Source organism: Jannaschia rubra, from assembly GCF_001403735.1.
In the GTDB taxonomy this organism is placed as follows: Bacteria; Pseudomonadota; Alphaproteobacteria; order Rhodobacterales; family Rhodobacteraceae; genus Jannaschia; species Jannaschia rubra.
The window spans coordinates 207,932-225,995 of sequence record NZ_CXPG01000009.1 but is presented as its reverse complement, the minus strand read 5'-3'; the positions used below and the strand labels follow the sequence as shown (position 1 = coordinate 225,995).

Annotated in this window: 22 protein-coding genes; 8 read left to right on the top strand and 14 right to left on the bottom strand. The window is 69.6% G+C overall.

What is annotated here, in order from left to right; genetic code table 11:
* Positions 1 to 3: 3 nt before the first annotated feature.
* On the bottom strand, positions 4 to 774 hold the full coding sequence (locus tag JAN5088_RS01385) for an EcsC family protein (protein WP_055680998.1): 771 nt from the start codon (positions 772 to 774) through the stop codon (positions 4 to 6).
* Between the two features lie 26 nt (positions 775 to 800).
* A complete protein-coding gene (locus JAN5088_RS01380; RefSeq protein ID WP_055680997.1) occupies positions 801 to 1,274 on the bottom strand; it encodes a GNAT family N-acetyltransferase in 474 nt (157 codons plus the stop codon).
* Positions 1,275 to 1,340: 66 nt separating this feature from the next.
* Here JAN5088_RS01380 and JAN5088_RS01375 point away from each other — a divergent pair, with 66 nt between their 5' ends.
* Positions 1,341 to 1,943, top strand: a complete 603-nt coding sequence (locus JAN5088_RS01375) for a flavin reductase family protein (protein ID WP_055680996.1) — start codon at positions 1,341 to 1,343, stop codon at positions 1,941 to 1,943.
* Between the two features lie 4 nt (positions 1,944 to 1,947).
* Positions 1,948 to 2,418: a hypothetical protein gene (locus tag JAN5088_RS01370; RefSeq protein ID WP_055680995.1), complete on the top strand. Its 471-nt coding sequence runs from the start codon at positions 1,948 to 1,950 to the stop codon at positions 2,416 to 2,418.
* Positions 2,419 to 2,434: 16 nt separating this feature from the next.
* Here the strand turns inward: JAN5088_RS01370 and JAN5088_RS01365 are convergent, their stop codons facing one another.
* Both JAN5088_RS01365 and JAN5088_RS01360 read right to left on the bottom strand, forming a co-directional pair.
* Positions 2,435 to 2,704, bottom strand: coding sequence for a hypothetical protein (locus JAN5088_RS01365; protein ID WP_055680994.1), 270 nt, complete (start codon positions 2,702 to 2,704; stop codon positions 2,435 to 2,437).
* Positions 2,705 to 2,817: 113 nt separating this feature from the next.
* Positions 2,818 to 4,425 (bottom strand): SulP family inorganic anion transporter, encoded by a 1,608-nt coding sequence (locus tag JAN5088_RS01360; protein ID WP_055680993.1) that lies wholly within the window; start codon positions 4,423 to 4,425, stop codon positions 2,818 to 2,820.
* Positions 4,426 to 4,561: 136 nt separating this feature from the next.
* On the opposite strand from JAN5088_RS01360, the gene JAN5088_RS01355 reads away from it, so the two are divergent.
* From JAN5088_RS01355 to JAN5088_RS01345, 3 genes are read left to right on the top strand one after another with little or no spacing between them, the layout of a single operon-like run.
* A complete protein-coding gene (locus JAN5088_RS01355) occupies positions 4,562 to 5,419 on the top strand; it encodes an S-methyl-5'-thioadenosine phosphorylase (protein WP_055680992.1) in 858 nt (285 codons plus the stop codon).
* Positions 5,420 to 5,427: 8 nt separating this feature from the next.
* Positions 5,428 to 6,084: a DUF2927 domain-containing protein gene (locus tag JAN5088_RS01350; protein WP_143114542.1), complete on the top strand. Its 657-nt coding sequence runs from the start codon at positions 5,428 to 5,430 to the stop codon at positions 6,082 to 6,084.
* 3 nt (positions 6,085 to 6,087) lie between these two features.
* The gene (locus JAN5088_RS01345) at positions 6,088 to 6,624 is read left to right on the top strand and encodes an adenine phosphoribosyltransferase (protein WP_055680990.1); all 537 of its coding nucleotides are present in this window, start codon (positions 6,088 to 6,090) and stop codon (positions 6,622 to 6,624) included.
* A gap of 150 nt (positions 6,625 to 6,774) precedes the next feature.
* Here JAN5088_RS01345 and JAN5088_RS01340 read toward each other — a convergent pair whose 3' ends face one another.
* From JAN5088_RS01340 to coxB, 10 genes are all read right to left on the bottom strand, one after another.
* Positions 6,775 to 8,181 carry an FAD-binding oxidoreductase gene (locus JAN5088_RS01340; protein ID WP_055680989.1) on the bottom strand — a complete coding sequence of 469 codons (1,407 nt, stop codon included), beginning with the start codon at positions 8,179 to 8,181 and terminating at the stop codon, positions 6,775 to 6,777.
* Between the two features lie 41 nt (positions 8,182 to 8,222).
* On the bottom strand, positions 8,223 to 8,804 hold the full coding sequence (locus JAN5088_RS01335) for a GNAT family N-acetyltransferase (RefSeq protein ID WP_055681144.1): 582 nt from the start codon (positions 8,802 to 8,804) through the stop codon (positions 8,223 to 8,225).
* Positions 8,804 to 10,063: a M16 family metallopeptidase gene (locus JAN5088_RS01330; RefSeq protein WP_055680988.1), complete on the bottom strand. Its 1,260-nt coding sequence runs from the start codon at positions 10,061 to 10,063 to the stop codon at positions 8,804 to 8,806. The genes JAN5088_RS01335 and JAN5088_RS01330 overlap by 1 nt, the downstream gene beginning before the upstream one ends.
* Positions 10,060 to 11,442, bottom strand: coding sequence for a threonine synthase (gene thrC / locus JAN5088_RS01325; RefSeq protein WP_055680987.1), 1,383 nt, complete (start codon positions 11,440 to 11,442; stop codon positions 10,060 to 10,062). The genes JAN5088_RS01330 and thrC overlap by 4 nt, the downstream gene beginning before the upstream one ends.
* Positions 11,443 to 11,454: 12 nt before the next feature.
* Positions 11,455 to 12,126, bottom strand: coding sequence for an SURF1 family protein (locus JAN5088_RS01320; RefSeq protein WP_055680986.1), 672 nt, complete (start codon positions 12,124 to 12,126; stop codon positions 11,455 to 11,457).
* Positions 12,127 to 12,208: 82 nt separating this feature from the next.
* Positions 12,209 to 13,009, bottom strand: a complete 801-nt coding sequence (locus JAN5088_RS01315; RefSeq protein ID WP_055680985.1) for a cytochrome c oxidase subunit 3 — start codon at positions 13,007 to 13,009, stop codon at positions 12,209 to 12,211.
* 11 nt (positions 13,010 to 13,020) lie between these two features.
* Complete coding sequence (locus JAN5088_RS01310; RefSeq protein ID WP_055680984.1) at positions 13,021 to 13,608, bottom strand: cytochrome c oxidase assembly protein; 588 nt, start codon at positions 13,606 to 13,608, stop codon at positions 13,021 to 13,023.
* Entirely contained in the window at positions 13,605 to 13,802 is a 198-nt protein-coding gene (locus tag JAN5088_RS01305) for a cytochrome c oxidase system small membrane protein (protein ID WP_306455434.1), read from the bottom strand. The genes JAN5088_RS01310 and JAN5088_RS01305 overlap by 4 nt, the downstream gene beginning before the upstream one ends.
* Entirely contained in the window at positions 13,802 to 14,743 is a 942-nt protein-coding gene (gene cyoE / locus JAN5088_RS01300) for a heme o synthase (RefSeq protein WP_055680982.1), read from the bottom strand. The genes JAN5088_RS01305 and cyoE overlap by 1 nt, the downstream gene beginning before the upstream one ends.
* A 4-nt stretch (positions 14,744 to 14,747) precedes the next feature.
* The gene (coxB, locus tag JAN5088_RS01295) at positions 14,748 to 15,614 is read right to left on the bottom strand and encodes a cytochrome c oxidase subunit II (RefSeq protein ID WP_055680981.1); all 867 of its coding nucleotides are present in this window, start codon (positions 15,612 to 15,614) and stop codon (positions 14,748 to 14,750) included.
* Positions 15,615 to 15,720: 106 nt separating this feature from the next.
* Here coxB and JAN5088_RS01290 point away from each other — a divergent pair, with 106 nt between their 5' ends.
* The 3 genes from JAN5088_RS01290 to tldD are packed head-to-tail and all read left to right on the top strand — an operon-like array spanning position 15,721 to position 18,034.
* Positions 15,721 to 16,353, top strand: coding sequence for a hypothetical protein (locus tag JAN5088_RS01290; RefSeq protein ID WP_233489686.1), 633 nt, complete (start codon positions 15,721 to 15,723; stop codon positions 16,351 to 16,353).
* Entirely contained in the window at positions 16,353 to 16,544 is a 192-nt protein-coding gene (locus tag JAN5088_RS19135; RefSeq protein ID WP_233489685.1) for a hypothetical protein, read from the top strand. The genes JAN5088_RS01290 and JAN5088_RS19135 overlap by 1 nt, the downstream gene beginning before the upstream one ends.
* Positions 16,545 to 16,588: 44 nt before the next feature.
* Complete coding sequence (gene tldD / locus JAN5088_RS01285) at positions 16,589 to 18,034, top strand: metalloprotease TldD (protein WP_233489684.1); 1,446 nt, start codon at positions 16,589 to 16,591, stop codon at positions 18,032 to 18,034.
* The last annotated feature ends 30 nt before the right edge of the window (positions 18,035 to 18,064 follow it).

Here is an 18,064-nt window from a genome sequence, read left to right as displayed (position 1 = left end):
GGGTCAGGCCAGCCGGCGCCGCAGGGCCTCGGTCAGAGTCTCCATGTCCTCGCCCGTCTGTTCGGAAAGACGCATGAGGCCGAACTGAACGCGGGCCATGTCCTGATAGTAGCTTGTGAAGATGTAGTTGGTCGCGGCACCCGCGGCGGCCCCGATCACCGGGATCGCCTGCGCGGCCAGCTTTTGCCCCAGCGGAATGGCGAGGCGCGGCGCGACGCGGGCGATCATCCCCTGCACCGCGCTGCCGGTGACGGTCAGGCGCATCGTCAGGAACGTGAGGTCGGTGCCGTCGTCGTCGTCGAGCGGACCCGCGGCGGCGAAGACGCGGACGCAGGCGGCGCGCACCTCGGGGCGGGAAGGGTCGAGCCCGTGTTCGTCGGCGATGGTCTGGATCGCGCGCAGGATGACGGTCGTCGTGACCGGCAGCTCGGCCAGGGCCGTGGGCACGCCGCCCATGCCGCCCGCGGCGCCGGTGCCGACCGCGATGGCGCGGGTCAGCCAGTCGGGCGCGTCGGCGATGCGGCCGCGGCGGGTAGCGGCGGCGGCGTTGAACGATTGCTCGAGCGCGGCGGCGGTGGCCTTTTCGAGACCGGCGCGCACCCGTTCGGGCAACATGCCGATCAGGTTCTCGGCCTGCGCGCCGACCATGTTCAGCACCTGTCGCCCGACGCCGGAAGCGGTGCGGAGCTTGAGGGCGAGGCGGTCGAGTTCGGCCTCCCGGTCGAGGGGCGGAAAGACCTGCTGGCGGGGCGGGGGCTGTATGGTGTCGCTCATGTCGCAGAGATGGGGTCGTCCGCGCGTCAAGGCAAGGCGCGCGTCACCGGACCCGCCACCCCGACCCAGTCCCAGACGCCCAGCACGCGGTCCGGGTTGGTGGGCGGCGGCATCGTCACGCCCGGCAGGACGCCGAAGCCGAAGCGGCGGTAATAGGGCAGATCGCCCACCAGCATGACCCGTTCCACCCCCGCGCGGTCGGCCGCGTCGAGGCTCGACTGGATGAGGAAGGCGCCCAGCCCCTCGCCCTGGCGCGTCGGGTGGACGGCGACGGGGCCGAGCAGCATGGCCCGCGCCGTGCCCACGAGGACGGGCCACTGGCGCACCGCGCCCGCCACCTCGCCCCCCCTGCCCCGCGCCACGAGACAGAGGTCGCGGGCGGGCGGCACGCCCTCGCGCAGGCGATAGGACGACAGCGCGGTGCGCCCCGGCGCGAAGCAGAGGTCCATCAGGGCCTCGACCTCCCAGAGGTCGGCGTCGGTTTCCACGTGCAGGTCCATCGCGTCCCTTCTGGCGCTTCCGGGTGGCGGCCGCTAGTCACCCGCGGACGACAACCGGAGTTCACGATGTTCTACCGCCCCGAGGACGGCCATGGCCTGCCGCACAACCCGTTCAACGCCATCGTCTCGCCGCGGCCCATCGGCTGGATCTCGACCAGGGGCGCGGCCGGCGACAACCTTGCGCCCTATTCGTTCTTCAACGCCGTGGCCTATGTGCCGCCGCAGGTCATGTTCGCCTCCACCTCGGCCAAGGACGACCGGGACGGCACCAAGGACAGCGTGGCGCAGGCGCGCGAGTCGGGGGTGTTCTGCGTCAACGTCGTGTCCTGGGCCCTGCGCCACGCGATGAACGCCAGCAGCGGCGCGCATCCGGCGGGGACGGACGAGTTCGCGATCGCGGGGCTGACCAAGGCGGACTGCGAGACCATCGATTGCCCCCGCGTGGCCGATGCGCCCGCCGCGCTGGAATGCCGGGTCACGCAGATCGTGCAGCTGCCGGGCGCGGCCAATTTCGCCGTCTTCGGCGAGGTGACGGGCATCCACCTGCGCGACGACGCGCTGCGCGACGGAATGTTCGACGTGCTGACCTTCGGGCCCGTGGCGCGGCTGGGTTACAGGGATTACGCGCGGGTCGAGAGCCTGTTTTCGATGGAGCGCCCCGACGACTAAGCCGGTGACGGGCCTGTGCCGCGTTTCGTTCAACGGACGCGGACTGGCGCCTCATCGTGCTGACCTCCGACACGATGCCCGCCGCGATCCAGGAGCTGGGCGCCTTGGTGGCGGAGGAGCCGCGCGTGGTGATGGAAGTCTCGGCCGCACGGGACGTCGATGCGGGGTTCTGGACCGGCTCGGCCTGCAGGACGCGGCGCAGTTCCGCATCGACGACGACGGGCTGGCGGTCAAGCTGCCCAAGCGGACGTGCGACCGGACGATCTTCAGCTTCGGGCATTTCCCGCTGGCGAACCGCTGGCTGGCCATCACCGACAACGAGGGGACGGGGCACCCCATACTGCGGAGGGTGGAACATGACAGCGAACGGCTGCGCCCCGGCAGCCCGGCGATGAAGGGGCATGAACCGATGGACTGGCAAGCCTTCGAGGCGCCCTGGCGAAAGGGTTCGGCTTCGTGGACCCGGCTGCGCTGAAGGCGGGGCTGGGCGGCTAGGTCAGCCACCAACGGCCGAGGCCGTAGGCGTAGAAGGCGGTGAACAGCAGGTTGATGTATTTCAGCTGACGCTCGCCGTGCAGCCAGGCGCAGGCGATCCAGATGAGGCAGAACGGCAGGCCGAAGATCATCGGCCAAGGGTGCCAGTTCTGCACGATGGCGAGGGTGCTGGCGACGCCCAGCATCAGCGCGGCCCATTTCAGGCGCTGTTCGTTGGTCGCGAGCCAGGCTTCGGCCAGGCGCGCGGGCGTGAACGGATCACGCATGGCGCGAACCCTCCCTGGCTGTCGAAACGGCGGATGTCGGGGGACGGGTCATCTCTGCCATCCGTCCCCCTCGTCCTACAGCCGGCCGGGGCCTGCGGCAAGGGCCGTGGTCGTCAGTGGCTTCCCAGGATGCCCGTGCGAACGCCGTAGTCCGCCGCGATGGCGTAGTCGGGGTCGTCGTCGCTGTCGATCATCAGGTGGCCGGCGCGCGTCAGCAGCCGGTGGCAGTCGCGCGAAAGGTGGCGCAGCTGGATCGACTTGCCCGCGGATTCGTATTTCGCGGCGACGGCCTCGATCGCCTGGAGCGCGGACTGGTCGGCCACGCGGCTGTCGGCGAAGTCGATCACCACGCGGTCGGGGTCGCTCTCGGGCTCGAACAGTTCGACGAAGCCCGTGGCCGAGCCGAAGAACAACGGGCCCTGCACGCGGTAGACCTTGGCGCCGTCGGGCGTCTCGTCGACCTTGGCGTGGATGCGCGTCGCGTTCTGCCACGAATAGGCCAGCGCCGAGACGATGACGCCCACGACGACGGCGATGGCGAGGTCGAAGCGCACCGTCACCGCGGTCACGAGGACGATGACCACCGCGTCGACGCGGGGCACGCGGGCCAGGATCTTGAGGGAGTTCCAGGCGAATGTGCCGATGACGACCATGAACATCACGCCCACCAGCGCGGCGAGGGGGATCCGCTCGATCAGCGCGGAGGCCGCGAGGATGAACAGCAGCAGGAACAGCGCCGCCGAGACGCCCGAGATGCGGGTCCGGCCGCCCGATTTCACGTTGATCATCGACTGGCCGATCATGGCGCAGCCGCCCATGCCGCCGAAGAAGCCGGTGACGGTGTTGGCCGTGCCCTGGGCGATGCATTCCTGCGAGGCGCCGCCGCGCTGGCCCGTGATCTCGCCCACGAGGTTCAGCGTGAGCAGGGATTCGATCAGGCCCACGGCGGCGAGAATGATCGCATAGGGCAGGATGATGCTGAGCGTCTCGTAGGTGAAGGGCACGTCGGGCAGCGCGAATATCGGCAGGCCGCCCGAGATGGATGCGAGGTCGCCCACGGTGGGCACGGGCAGGCCGAACAGGATCACCACGCCGGCCGTGATGGCGATGCCCGCGAGCGGCGCCGGGATGGCGGTCGTCAGGCGGGGCAGGCCCCAGATGACGAGCATCGTCAGGGCGACCAGCGCCAGCACGAGGACGAGCTGCCCCCCTTGCATCCACGACCCGTCCGCTTGCCGGAAGAAGTCGAGCTGCGACTTGCCGATGACGATGGCCAGCCCGTTGACGAAGCCCAGCATGACCGGATGGGGCACGAGCCGGATGAACTTGCCCCACCGCATGACGCCCACGATGATCTGGAGGATGCCCATGAGGACGACGGTGGCGAACAGGTATTGCAGCCCGACCCCGTCGGGAAACCGCGCCACGAGGCTGACCATGACGACGGCGAGGGCGCCGGTGGCACCCGAGATCATGCCGGGACGCCCGCCGATGAGCGCGGTGATGAGGCCCACGATGAAGGCGGCATACAGGCCCACGAGCGGCGGCACATCGGCGACGAAGGCGAAGGCCACGGCTTCGGGCACGAGCGCCAGGGCCACGGTCAGGCCGGCCAGCACCTCGACCCGCACGACGGTGAGGCTGAGGCTGGTGGTGGGGGCGACCCGCAGGTCGGGGCCGTCGAATCGGTCGGCAAGTCTTGCAAGCACGGATCTGCTCAAGGTGTCACGCTCTCGTGGTTTTTCGGGTTTCGGCGCGCTTAGCAGGGATCGGCGCGGGACGATACCCCTGCGGGCCGTTGCGGTTTCCCGCCGGGCGCGGCAGGGTCCACCGGCGGCAACGGCGAGGGGTGCGGGCATGGCGCCGGTCATCGGGATCATCGGGGGCTCGGGCCTCTATGCGGTCGAGGGGTTGCGGGACGCGGCGTGGCACGACGCGCCGACGCCCTGGGGCGCGCCGTCGGACCGGTTGCTGCACGGCACGCTGGAGGGCACGCGCATGGTGTTCCTGCCGCGCCACGGGCGGGGGCACGTCCATACGCCCACCTCCGTGCCCTACCGCGCCAATGTCGCGGCGATGAAGGCGGCGGGGGTCACGCATCTGGTGTCGGTCAGCGCGACGGGATCGTTCCGCGAGGAGATGGCGCCGGGCGACTTCGTCATCGTGGACCAGTTCATCGACCGGACCCGCGGGCGGGAGGGGTCGTTCTTCGGGCCGGGGCTGGTGGCGCATGTGTCGCTGGCGCACCCCGTCTGCCCCCACCTGTCGACTGCCTGCGCCCAAGCCGCGCGCCGGGCGGGGGCCAGGGTGCACGAGGGCGGCACCTATCTGGCGATGGAGGGACCCCAGTTCTCGACGCTGGCCGAATCGCAGCTCTACCGGTCGTGGGGGTGCGACGTGATCGGCATGACCAACATGCCGGAGGCCCGGCTCGCACGGGAGGCGGAGCTGCATTACGCCTCCGTCGCGATGGTGACCGACTACGACAGCTGGCATCCCGACCACGGCGCGGTCCAGATCACCGAGATCATCGAGACGCTGCAAGGCAACGTGGCGCGGGCTGCGGCCATGGTAGCGGCGTTGCCGGGGCTGGTCGGTGGGGGGTGCGATGCAGGTTGCGACCGCGCGCTGGACCATGCGGTGATGACCGCGCCCGAAGCGCGCGCCCCCGGCATGGTCGACCGCCTGCGACCCATCGCGGGGCGTGTCCTTTGAAGGCGGCGGTGCTGGCCCTTCTGGCCTTTCCCGCCGCCGCGCAGGAGTTCGTGGAGGCGCCGGATCGCCTGTCCGACCACGATTTCTATCGCGCGGTGGCCTGTGCCGCCCCGCCGGGCGGAGACTGCCGCAAGCCCTATCTGCGGTGGTCGGAGGAACGGCGGGGCGGGCTGACCGTTTCGCTCGCCTCGGTGGCGGAGGGGCTGCGGGGGTACCGGCGGGCGATCTACGAGGACGCGCTGGATTCTGCGTTGTCGCAGGTCAACGCGCTGGAGGCGGGGGTGCGGCTGTCGCGCACCGACGGGCCCGCCGACATCGAGGTGCATGTCGTGTCCACCCGGCCGGGCCATGTCATGCGCGACACCGGCGTGCCCGATCTGGACGGCGCGGTGTTGCCGCTGGGGCGGGTCGCGCTCCGCGCGCGCGACGGCGAGATAGGGGAGGCGCTGGTGGCGATATCGTCCTTCGCGCGGCGGCGCGAGATCGCGTCGATCCTGCTGGAGGAGGTCGTGCAGGGGCTGGGCCTGATGACCGACATCCGAGGCCCCGCCTATCGCCGGTCGCTGTTTTCGGAGGACGGCAATTCCGTCGTCCGGATCGAGGGTCAGGACGCCATGGCCCTGCGCCGCCATTATTCGCCCGGTGACACTGGCGAGGGGAGTTGATCCATGCAGGCGAGGACCGTCCGCGACTATATCCGCACCATCCCCGATTTCCCCCACGAGGGCATCCTGTTTCGCGACGTGACCACCCTGTTCGCGGATGCGCGGGGGATGAGGCTCTGTGTCGATCAGCTTCTGGCGCCCTTCGCGGGCGACCGGATCGACGCCGTCGCGGGGCTGGAGGCGCGGGGCTTCATCCTGGGGGGTGCGGTGGCGCATCAGCTGGGATGCGGCTTCGTGCCCATCCGCAAGAAGGGAAAGCTGCCGGGGCGCACCTTCGCGCAGGACTACGACCTGGAATACGGCAAGGCCACGGTCGAGGTGCATGCGGATGCGCTGGAGCCTGGCGCGCGTGTCCTGCTGGTCGACGACCTGCTCGCGACCGGGGGGACGGCGCGGGCGGGGATCGCCCTGCTGGAGCGTCTGGGCACGGAGGTCGTCGGCTGCGCCTTCGTGGTGGACCTGCCGGATCTGGGCGGACGGGCGGCGCTGGAGGCGATGGGGATGCCGGTCCATGCGCTCTGTTCGTTCGAGGGGGGATGACGGACGCGAAAAATCGCAACTGTCCGCGTTTTGTAAACCTCTTGTTAACCTTTTGCGGCCAACGTGGGTTCATGGGCGTTTGGCAGAAACCACCCATTTCCCCGCGCCCTGTCTTCCCCCGGACAGGGCGCACCCTTTTCCACCCCTCCGCTATCCGCGCAGCACGGCGCCCGGGTTCATGATGCCCGCGGGGTCGAGTGCCGCCTTGATCGCCCGCATCGCCGCCAGCTTGGCCGGGTCGCCGTAGCGTTCGAGGTCGCCCACCTTGAGCCGCCCGATGCCGTGTTCGGCGCTGACCGACCCGCCGAAGGCGTGGACGAGATCGTGCACCGCCGTCTTGATGGCGTCGCGCTGGTGCTCGTGATCGTCCCGGCTGCGGCCCGGCGCGGGGAAGACGTTGTAGTGCAGGTTGCCGTCGCCCACATGGCCGAAGCAGTTGATGCGAAAGTCGCCGATGGCGGCGATGACCGCCGGTGCCTTGGCGATGAAGCGGGGGATGGCGGCGATGGGCACGCTGATGTCGTGGCTGCTGACCGATCCGATCTTGCGGTTCGCCGCCGGGATCGATTCGCGCAGGTGCCAGAAGTCCTGCCGCTGGGCGTCCGACTGTGCCACGGTCCCGTCGCACACGAGGTCGCGGTCGAGCGCCGCGGCGAACAGATCCTCCAGCGCCTGCGCCGGGTCGCCGGAGGCGCCGAGCCCCAGGTCGATGAGCACCGACCATACGGGCCGCCCCAGCGGCAGTCGCACGTCGGGCATCGTCTCGGCCAGGAAGTCGAGCCCGGTCCGGCCGATCAGCTCGAAGGCCGAGACCCCTTCCCCGATGCGGTCGCGCGCGAGGTTCAGAAGGTCGATGGCGGCCGCGGGGTCGCGCACCGCCATGATCGCCGCCCCCGTCCGCACCGGGCGGGGCAGCAGCTTGAGCGTCGCGGCGGTGATGATGCCCAGTGTCCCCTCCGCCCCGATCAGCAGGTGCCGCAGGTCGTAGCCCGTGTTGTTCTTTCGCAGCGGCGAGAGACCGTGCAGCACCGATCCGTCGGGCAGCACGGCCTCGACCCCGAGGCACAGTTCGCGCGCGTTGCCGTAGCGCAGGACGTTCACGCCGCCCGCGTTGGTGGACAGGACGCCGCCGATGCGCGCGGAGCCCTGGGCGGCGATGGTCAGGGGAAACAGGCGGCCCGCCGCGGTGGCGGCCTCCTGCACCGTCTGGAGGATCGCGCCGGCCTCGACCGTCATCGCGTTCTCGGTCGGATCGACGTCGCGGATGCGCGCCATCCGCTCCAGCGACAGGATGACCGGCCGGGGCAGGTCGGCGCTGACCTGTCCGCCCACGAGGCCGGTCCCCCCGCCATAGGGGATGACGGGCACGCGCGCGCCGGCCGCCGCGCGGACGATGGTGGCGACCTCATCGGTGGTGGCGGGGGCGAGCAGCAATCCGTCCGCGCCGGCCCAACGGCCGCGCGGCTCCTCCAGGTAGCGGGCGTCGAGGTCGCGAAAGGTGGCGTCGGGCAGGTTCGCGCGCAGGGCGTCGGCGAAGGCACCGGAGGCAGGTTGCATCGAAAACTCCGTCGGACAGGAAGGCGGCCGTGGGGTCGGACCTAGCCCTCGACCCGGCCCCGTCGATCCGACCGGAGCATCGCATAGAGGACGTGGTTGCGCCAACGCCCGGCGATCTGAAGGTAGGATTGCGCCACGCCCTCATACTTGAAGCCCGAACGTTCGAGCAGACCGCGCGAGGCCACGTTCTCCTCGAGGCAGGCGGCTTCCAGGCGGCTGAGGTCGAGACGGGCGAAGGCGTGGTGGCCCAGGGCCACGATGGCTTCGCGCATGTAGCCCTGGCGGGCGTGGGCCTGCCCGATCCAGTAGCCCAGCGTCGCCGACTGCGCGGGGCCGCGGCGGATGTTGTCCATGGTGATCGCGCCCAGAACCTCGCCGTCGGTCTTGCGCGTGAGGAACAGGGCGAGCGCGGTGCCCTGCCCGTGGCTGCGGTTGGCCCAGTAGACGCGGTTGGTGAAGGACTTGCGCGACAGATGGTCGGGCGCCCATTCCGGCTCCCAAGGCTGGAGGAAGCGCGCGGAGCCTTCGCGCAGGTTCACCCAGGGACGATAGTCGGCGTGTTGCGGCAGGCGCAGGATCAGACGCTCCGTCTCGATCCGGGGCTTGCGGAGCGCGCCGAAGATCACGCGGCGAGCCTTGCCTTGAGCGCCGCGGCCTCGGGCGCATCCGACACCGGGCCGTAGAGCGCGAGCGCGGGCGTCGCCGTCCGCAGGCGCGCCGCGTGGTCGCGCACGCGCGCGGCATTCACCGCGTCGATATGGGCGATGGCCTCCGACAGGGGCGGCACACGGTCCCAGATGGCGACGACGCGGGCCAGGCGTTCGGCCCGGCTGGAGGGGCTTTCGAGGCCCATCAGCATCCCCGACTTCATCTGTGCGCGGGCACGGGCGACCTCGGCCTCGGTCATGTCGTCGGCGGCGCGCTTGATCTCGTCCATGGTCAGGTTGGCAAGACCGGCCACATCATCACCACCGGTGCCCGCATAGATCGTCAGCATGCCGGTGTCGGAACAGGCGCCCACGCTGGCGAAGATGGTGTAGCAGAGGCCGCGCTTTTCGCGCGCTTCCTGGAACAGGCGGGACGACATGCCGCCGCCGAGGACGCCCGCGAAGACCTGCGCGGTATAGATCTCGTCGTCGCGGTAGCCGGGCTGATCGAAGCCCAGGGCGAAATGCGCCTGCTCCAGATCGCGGATCTGGCGGAATTCGCCGCCGCGAAACAGGCCGGGGGCGGCATCGGCCTGCGGACGGGCGGGCAGATGGCCGAACAGGTCCTCGGCCATCCGCACGATGGCATCGTGATCCACGGCACCTGCGGCGGCGAGGATCATCTGGCCGGGGCCGTAGTTCTGGCGCGTGAAGTGGCGCAGGTCGTCGGCGGTGAAGGCCGACACCCGTTCGGTCGGCCCGAGGATGGTGCGGCCGATGGGCTGTTCGGGATAGGCCGCTTCCTGCAGCCAGTCGAAGATGATGTCGTCGGGCGTATCGAGCGCCTGGCCGATTTCCTGCAGGATGACGCCGCGCTCGATCTCGATCTCGCGCGGGTCGAAGACGGGGTTGAGCACGATGTCCGCGATGAGGTCGGTCGCCAGCGGCACGTCGCCCGCCAGCACGCGGGCGTAATAGGCCGTCACCTCGCGCGAGGTATAGGCGTTGATGTAGCCGCCGACGTCCTCGATCTGTTCGGCGATCTGGAGGGCGGACCGGCGGCTGGTGCCCTTGAACGCCATGTGTTCGAGGAAATGCGCGATGCCGTTCTGTTCCATGGCCTCGTGCCGTCCGCCGGCGCCGACCCAGACGCCGACGGCGGCCGATTGCAGGCCGGGCATGTGCTCGGTGACGATGCGGAAGCCGTTGGGCAGGCGGTGGAGTCGGGTGGTCATGCGCGGCGCTCTTCGATGATCGTCTCGATGGCGTGGAGATCGTTCTCCACGCGGGTGATGCGTTCGTCCCGATCGAACAGGTCGGCCATCCGGGGCGGCAGGGACGGGCGGATGCCGGTCGCCGCCTCGACCGCGTCGGGAAACTTGGCCGGATGCGCCGTGGCCAGCGTGACCATGGGCGCGTCGTCCAGATGTTGCCGGGCGACGTGGACGCCCACGGCGGTGTGGGGGCACAGAAGCTCTCCGGTCCGGCGGAGCGTGTCGGCGATGGTGCGCGAGGTCTCCTCCTCCGACGCGCGGCCGGACGCATAGATGTGCTGCAGCGTCTCGAGGGCGCCCTGGGACACGGTGAAGCCGCCGGATCCCTGCTCCTCCATCAGCTGCGCGATGGCGCGCCCGTCGCCGCCGTAGGCCAGGTGCAGCGCGCGCTCGAAGTTGCTGCTGACCTGGATGTCCATGGAGGGCGAGATCGACGGCTCGACCGTGCCGATGCGGTAGTCGCCCGTCGTCAGGCAGCGGTGCAGGATGTCGTTCTGGTTGGTCGCCACGACAAGCTGGCGGATCGGCAGACCCATGCGCTTGGCGATATGGCCCGCGAAGACGTCGCCGAAGTTGCCGGTGGGGACGGTGAAGCCGACCTCACGGTGCGGGGCTCCCAGCGTCGTGGCGGCGGTGAAGTAATAGACCACCTGCGCCAGCACGCGGGCGAAGTTGATCGAATTGACCCCGGCCAGCCCGACCCGGTCGCGGAACGCGAAGTCGTTGAACATGTCCTTCACGCGGGCCTGCGCGTCGTCGAAATGGCCGTCGATGGCGAGGGCGTGGACGTTCGATTCGTCCGGCGTGGTCATCTGGCGGCGCTGCACCTCGCTCACGCGGCCATGGGGGTAGAGGACGAAGACGTCCACGGCGTCGAGCCCCCGGAACGCCTCGATCGCCGCCGATCCGGTGTCGCCCGAGGTGGCGCCGACGATGGCGACCCGTTCGCCCCGGCGCGCCAGCGTGTGCTGGAACATCTGGCCGATGAGCTGCATGGCGAAGTCCTTGAAGGCCAGCGTCGGCCCGTGGAACAGCTCCAGCAGGTGATGGTTCGGCCCAAGCTGCACCAGCGGCGCGCGGGCGTCATGGCCGAAGCCCGCATAGGCGCGGGACACCAGATCGCCCAGCGTCGTCTCGTCGAAGGCATCGGCGACGAAGGGCGCCATGACGCGGACGGCCACCTCCTCGTAGGGCAGACCGGCCAGGGCCGCGATCTCGTCGCGCGTCATCCGCGGCAGCGTCTCGGGCACGTAGAGGCCGCCATCACGGGCCAGCCCGGTCAGCATCGTATCCTCGAACCCCAGGGCGGGGGCCTGACCACGGGTGGAGATGTAGCGCATGGAGTTTCGCCTTCAGAGGGTGCGGCGCCTGATACGCCACAGCAGGAACACTGTCATCCCCAGCCAGACCGCCGCCAGCCCGAACCACTGGATCGCGTAACCCAGGTGGCTGTTGCGGATGCCCTCTGTTCCGACCGGCGCGGGGGTCGGGGCGAGGGCCGGTTCGACTGTGCGGGCGACCACCAGAAGCGGCTCGGTCTGCAGAACGGCCGCCATGGCGGGCACGTCGCGGGCGAACCAGGTGTCGCCATCGGGCGGTGGCGTCCCGTCGTCGCGGTCGTCGGGCCAGTTGAGGTTGCCGGTCAGCGTCACGGGCTGGCCCGGCAGCGGAAGCGCCGCCGCCCGGGCGGCATCGAGCGGCACGACGCCGAGATCGACCAGTACCCGGCGCCCGCCATCGGTCAGCACCGGCACCACGATGCGATAGCCGCTGCCCGCCCCGCGCCAGGCGCCCAACACCCGCAGCGGATCGCCCGCCACCTGTCCCGTCAGCGCCACGGGGACGAAGTTGTCCTTCGCGGGGTCCGGGTCCGCCGGCAGGGGCACCGGCTCCGCGTCGATCCGCGCCTCGATCCGGGCAATGACGCCCGTCTTCCAGTCCAGCCGCTGAAGCTGCCAAAAGCCGAGGGAGATCAGCACCGCGGCACCGGCCAGCCCGAAGAGGAGGGGAAGGATCAGGCGCATCGAAACCTCGGAAACGAAAGGCAGCGCGGATCGCCTCGCGCCGCCCCGGCCGTTCGGCAGCGGATCGCCCCGCCGGGCAGGCTCAGCTGCCCCAGATGTAGATCGACGCGAAGAGGAACAGCCAGACCACGTCGACGAAGTGCCAGTACCAGGACGCCGCCTCGAAGCCGACGTGTTCGGTCGGCGTGAAATGGCCCATCTGGAGACGGATCAGGCAGACGGCGAGGAAGATCGTCCCGATGACGACGTGGGCGCCATGGAAGCCCGTCGCCATGAAGAAGTTGGCGCCATAGACGTTGCCCGCGAAGCCGAAGGCCGCGTGGCTGTATTCGTAGATCTGGAACACGGTGAACAGGACGCCGAGGCCGATGGCGAGGATCAGGCCCCACTTCATGTCCTCGCGGTTGTTCTCATGCACCAGCGCGTGGTGCGCCCAGGTCGCCGCGGCCCCCGAACACAGCAGGATCAGCGTGTTGATCAGCGGCAGGTGCCAGGGGTCGAAGGTCTCGATCCCCACGGGCGGCCAGACGCCGTCGACGAGGGGGCTGTCGGGGCCCATCGGATAGATCGCGTTCTTGAAGAACGACCAGAACCAGGCCGCGAAGAACATCACCTCGGACATGATGAACAGGATGAAGCCGTAGCGCAGGCCGATGCGGACGACGGGGGTGTGATCGCCGGCCGAGGATTCGCGCACGACGTCCGACCACCAGGCGAACATGACGCCCAGAACGCCGACGACACCGGCGGCGAACAGCCACGGACCCATGCCCTTCATCCAGAAGACGGCGCCCAGCAGCATGAAGAAGCCCGAGACCGCACCGATGAACGGCCAGATCGAGGGCGGCAGGATGTGATAGTCGTGATTCTTGGCCTGGGCCATCTTCGTCCCTCTCAGTTGGTCGTCACGGCGGCGTCGTTGTAGAGCGCCGCGTGGTCTTGGGGCAAGTCCGACACGTAGAAGGTGTAGGACAGGGTGATCTCGGGGATGCCGCTGGCCTCCGGGTCGTCCACGATCGCGGGATCGACGTAGAAGGTCACGGGCATGGACACGGTCTCGCCGGGGGCGAGGACCTGCTCCTCGAAGCAGAAGCAGGCGATCTTGGTGAAATGGGGCCCCGCGGCATAGGGCGCGACGTTGTAGGCGGCGGTTCCGGCCACGGGGCGGTCGGTGGGGTTCGTCGCCTCGTAGAAGGCGAGGTTCGTCTCGCCGATGCGGACGCGCATGGTCTTCTGGACGGGCTTGAACGTCCAGGGCATGTCCTTTTCCTTGGACGCGTCGAAGCGAACGAGGACGGTGCGGTCCAGCACCTCGGTCGCATCGGCCTCGGCCCGGGTCGTGGTGCCGCCGTATCCCGTCACCGCGCAGAAGATGTCATAGAGCGGCACCGCCGCCCAGCCGAGCGACCCCATGGCCAGCACGGTGCCGACGGTGCCCGCGACGACGCGCCCGTTGGGCGACAGATTGCGCCAGACCTTCATTCCGATACCTCCGGCACGGCGTCCTGCGGGACGATCGCGGGGCGGGAGACATGGTCGAAGGCCTCGGCGAAGCCGCCGGTCTGGATCTTGACGACCGTCAGCCCGAAGATGAGCACGATGAAGGCCAGAAGGACGGCCAGCAGACCGAAGTTGCGGCCCTTGCGCCGGGTGTGGAGTTCATGATCACGGTGCATCACCAACCTCCGTAGGGGTGCAATGCGGCCTCGACCACGAAGACCGCGAAATGGACGAACAGATAGACGAGCGACCACTTGAACAGCGCCTTTTCGGCGGCGTGGCCGTCGGCATCCGCCTCCGCGTCGGTACGGCGCCACATGTCCCACGCCCCCTTGAGGAACACGCCGTTCAGGACGACCGCCACCGCCAGCGTCAACGGGCCCCCGATGCCCGACAGCGCCGTGGCGAGCGACACGACGGCCAGGCCCACCGCATAGAGGAACGCCTGACGGCGCGTCGCGTCGCGGCCGTGCGTCACGGTCAGCATCGGGATGCGCGCCACATGGTAGTCCATCCTGACGAACAGGGCCAGCGCCCAGAAATGCGGCGGCGTCCACATGAAGATCAGCGCCACCAGAAGCCAGGCGTCCAGCGGTGTCGACCCGGTCGCGGCGGCCCATCCGATCATCGGGGGAAAGGCACCCGCCAGCCCGCCGATCACCGTGTTCCAGGACGTCGTCCGCTTGAGCCACATAGAATAGATGACGGTGTAGAAGAAGATCGTGAAGGCGAGCCAGAAGGCCGCGACCCAATTTGCCGTCAGCCCCAACATCACAACCGACAGGACCGACAGGAACAGACCCAGCGCCAGCGCGTCCGAAGGCTCCACCCGCCCGGAGGGAATGGGACGGCTGCGGGTGCGCTTCATCACCCGGTCGATGTCGGCATCGAACCACATGTTGAGCGCGCCCGAGGCCCCCGCCCCAAGCGCGATCCAGAGAATCGAGGTCGCCCCGAGGAACGGGTGGACCCCGCCGGGCGCGATCACGAGGCCGACCAGCGCCGTGAACACCGACAGCGACATCAGCCGCGGCTTCAGCAGCTGCCAATAGTCGCGCAGACCCGCCTCGTCCGAGGCGGGTCCGGTGTCGGGGATATGGAGCGACAGGTCGGTCAATGGATCACCAGGTCTCGATCTCGCCGGCCTTCACGGCAGCCAGCCACTGCGCGTATTTCTCCTCGGACACGACCTTGACCGTGATCGGCATGTAGGCGTGCGCGATGCCGCAGAGCTCCGAACACTGGCCGAAGTACACGCCTTCCGCGTCGGCGCGGAACCACAGCTGCGCAAGGCGACCGGGAATGCCGTCCTGCTTCACGCCAAAGGCCGGGATGGTCCAGGAATGGATCACGTCGCCGCCCGTCACCTGCATCACGACGGTCTTGCCCACGGGCACGACGACGGCAGTGTCGGTCGCCAGCCGGAACTGATCCTCGGTGTAACCGGCTGTCTGAAGCTGCTCCAGCACCTCCGGCGTCATCATGTTGCCCGCGTCGGCACCGATCATGTAGCTGGAGAACTCGACACCCTCCTCCTCGGGATATTCGTAGCCCCAGTACCACTGGTAGCCCGTCACCTTCACCACGACCTCCCCCTCGGGGATGCGCTGCTGGTCGAACAGCACCGGCAGCGAGAACGCCCCGATCCCCACCAGGATCAGGATCGGCACCACCGTCCAGGCCACTTCCAGCGGCGAGTTGTGGGTGAATTCGGCCGCCTTGGGGTTCGACCGCTTGTTGTAGCGGAGGATCACCCAGATCAGCAGGGCCGTGACAAGCAGCGTGATGGCCGAGATGATCACCAGCACGAAGTTGTCGAGCCAGTGAAGCTCCACCGCGAGCGACGTGGCGGCCGGCTGCATCGCGATCCCGCCGGGCTGCGGCTGGCCGATGATCGGAAGTTCGCCCAGGATCGACTGGGCCTGCGCCGGCAGGGCGGTCAGCGTTGCGGCGGCAAGACCCAGGGCCTTGAGCGTGGGCATCTTCATGATGTCTGTCCTGTCTGTCGTGGCAGGGAGGGCGAGCGGCCCCGTGCGGAATGTCCTCCGCGCGTAAGATCATATTCGGCGCCGACTCTGCAAGGCCCCGGAGGTCATGTGTCGCACCTGTTTCCCGGCCTGGTTCCAGCAATCGCGGGCCGGTGACGCGGGCGGGCGCGGCCCTCACCACTGGGTCATGCGTCCGGGCCTTCATGCCATCGTCGTCATCGTCCTGACCCTGCTCACGCAACTCGGCGGGCTGGCGTGGCTCGTGTCGCTGGCGTTCCGATGGCGCCTGCCCGAGTTCCTCGGCGCCTATGTCGCCCTGTCGCTCGGGGCGGCCCGGGTCGCGCCCGCCTTCGGCCGGGTGCATCCGGGCCGCGGCGCCGGTGACGGGCCACTCGTCTCCCTGCCCGCCTTCTGTGCCCTCAACCGCAGCTATGCGACGCACGACATGGCAGGCGTTCTGCGCGATCTTGCGCAGGGTCTCGACCGTGCCATCCCGGCACGCGGACCGTCCTCCTCGACGCGAATTTCCCGTTCATCGGTGGCTTTCCCCTGCTGCCGCACCTGTCGCATGACGATGGGCGAAAAGCCGACACCGCGCTGTTCTACCAAGGAGACGATGGCCATGTCGCGGGCGCGCTGCGGTCGCCTGTGGGATATTTTGCATTCGAGGATGGGTCGACCGACTGCCCCGACCGCTTTCCCACGCTGCGCTGGAACCTGCGGGCCCCGCAACCGCTGATGCGCGACCTGCGCCTGGACGTCCCGCGAACGCGCGCGGCGCTCGATCTGCTCGCGGCCGTCGCGCGTATCGGCAAGGTCTTCCGGGAGCCGCACCTGCGCGACCGCCTGGGCGTGTCCGACCCAAAGCTGCGGTTCCAGGGATGCCGGGCCGCGCGCCACGACGACCATATCCACCTGCAATTGCGATGAGGGGTCGGAACCGCGCCGCCCCTGCCCTATCTAGGAAGAAACCCATGAGGATCGCCATGCCCGCCACCGACCGGACCGACCCCTTTCGCCCCTTCGACACCTGTCTCGACCGGGAGGTCGCGCTGCGCGTTCTGCGCGACACCCTGTCCGGCGCCGACGACGGCGAGCTGTTCCTGGAGCGCCGCCGATCCGAGGTCGTGGTCTTCGACGACGGACGGGTCAAGACGGCCAGCTACGACGCCTCCGAAGGGTTCGGCCTGCGCGCGGTGCGGCGCGAGATGGCGGGCTATGCCCATTCGACCGAGATTTCCGAAGCCGCCTTGCGGCGCGCCTCGGAGACGGCGCGTCTGGCCGTGGGCGACGGTGGCGGCACGCTGGCCGATGCGCCCGCGGGAACCAACCGCAGGCTCTATGGCGACGACGACCCGATCGGCGGACAGACCTTCGCCGTCAAGCTCGACACCCTGCGCGAGATCGACGCCTTCGCCCGTGCTCTCGACCCGCGCGTGATGCAGGTCTCCGCCTCGCTGTCGGCCAGCCTGCAGGAAGTCGAGATCCTGCGCCCCGAGGGGGCGTCGGTCCGCGACGTGCGGCCCATGGTCCGGCTGAACGTATCGGTCATCGTCGAGGAGAACGGCCGCCGCGAATCCGGCAACGCGGGCGGCGGCGGGCGCGTCGGGCTTGAGGGCCTGATGACGCGCGACCACTGGGAAGGCGTCGCGCGCGAGGCGCTGCGGATCGCCGTGGTGAACCTGTCGGCGGTGCCTGCCCCGGCAGGCGTGATGGATGTGGCGCTGGGCCCCGGATGGCCCGGCATCCTGCTGCACGAGGCGGTGGGTCACGGGCTGGAGGGCGATTTCAACCGCAAGGGCCAGTCGGCCTTCGCGGGTCTGATGGGCCAGCGCGTCGCAGCGCCTGGTGTCACCGTTCTGGACGACGGCACAATCCCCGACCGGCGGGGGTCGATCAGCATCGACGACGAGGGCACGCCGTCGCAGCGCAACGTCCTGATCGAAGACGGCATCCTGGTGGGCAACCTGCAGGACCGTCAGAACGCCCGGCTGACCGGCGTCGCGCCCACCGGGAACGGGCGGCGCGAATCCTATGCCCATGCGCCCATGCCGCGGATGACGAACACCTACATGCTGGGCGGCGAGGTCGCCCCGGGCGATATCGTCGCGGACGTGCGCGACGGCATCCATGCCGTGGGCTTCGGCGGCGGCCAGGTCGACATCACCAACGGCAAGTTCGTCTTTTCCTGCACCGAGGCCTACCGCGTCCGCAACGGCGTGGTGGGCGAACCCGTGCGCGGCGCAACGCTGATCGGCGACGGGGCCACGGCGCTGACCAACATCCGCGCCATCGGCAACGACATGGCGCTGGATCCCGGCATGGGAAACTGCGGCAAGCAGGGGCAATGGGTGCCCGTGGGGGTGGGCCAGCCGACGCTGCTGATCGGCGGGCTTACCGTGGGCGGCTCGGCGACCTGACGGCCGGAGCGCGTTAACCCTTTCTCAACG

Coding starts and splice junctions, on each gene's coding strand:
- tldD (WP_233489684.1), top strand. CDS start 16,589: ATGAGGATCGCCATGCCCGCCACCGACCGGACCGACCCCTTTCGCCCC.
- JAN5088_RS01355 (WP_055680992.1), top strand. CDS start 4,562: ATGGCGCCGGTCATCGGGATCATCGGGGGCTCGGGCCTCTATGCGGTC.
- JAN5088_RS01330 (WP_055680988.1), bottom strand. CDS start 10,063: ATGACCACCCGACTCCACCGCCTGCCCAACGGCTTCCGCATCGTCACC.
- JAN5088_RS01290 (WP_233489686.1), top strand. CDS start 15,721: ATGTGTCGCACCTGTTTCCCGGCCTGGTTCCAGCAATCGCGGGCCGGT.
- JAN5088_RS19135 (WP_233489685.1), top strand. CDS start 16,353: ATGCGCGACCTGCGCCTGGACGTCCCGCGAACGCGCGCGGCGCTCGAT.
- JAN5088_RS01310 (WP_055680984.1), bottom strand. CDS start 13,608: ATGAAGGTCTGGCGCAATCTGTCGCCCAACGGGCGCGTCGTCGCGGGC.
- coxB (WP_055680981.1), bottom strand. CDS start 15,614: ATGAAGATGCCCACGCTCAAGGCCCTGGGTCTTGCCGCCGCAACGCTG.
- JAN5088_RS01380 (WP_055680997.1), bottom strand. CDS start 1,274: ATGGACCTGCACGTGGAAACCGACGCCGACCTCTGGGAGGTCGAGGCC.
- JAN5088_RS01340 (WP_055680989.1), bottom strand. CDS start 8,181: ATGCAACCTGCCTCCGGTGCCTTCGCCGACGCCCTGCGCGCGAACCTG.
- JAN5088_RS01385 (WP_055680998.1), bottom strand. CDS start 774: ATGAGCGACACCATACAGCCCCCGCCCCGCCAGCAGGTCTTTCCGCCC.
- JAN5088_RS01320 (WP_055680986.1), bottom strand. CDS start 12,126: ATGCGCCTGATCCTTCCCCTCCTCTTCGGGCTGGCCGGTGCCGCGGTG.
- JAN5088_RS01365 (WP_055680994.1), bottom strand. CDS start 2,704: ATGCGTGATCCGTTCACGCCCGCGCGCCTGGCCGAAGCCTGGCTCGCG.
- JAN5088_RS01315 (WP_055680985.1), bottom strand. CDS start 13,009: ATGGCCCAGGCCAAGAATCACGACTATCACATCCTGCCGCCCTCGATC.
- JAN5088_RS01375 (WP_055680996.1), top strand. CDS start 1,341: ATGTTCTACCGCCCCGAGGACGGCCATGGCCTGCCGCACAACCCGTTC.
- JAN5088_RS01305 (WP_306455434.1), bottom strand. CDS start 13,802: ATGCACCGTGATCATGAACTCCACACCCGGCGCAAGGGCCGCAACTTC.
- JAN5088_RS01345 (WP_055680990.1), top strand. CDS start 6,088: ATGCAGGCGAGGACCGTCCGCGACTATATCCGCACCATCCCCGATTTC.
- thrC (WP_055680987.1), bottom strand. CDS start 11,442: ATGCGCTACATCTCCACCCGTGGTCAGGCCCCCGCCCTGGGGTTCGAG.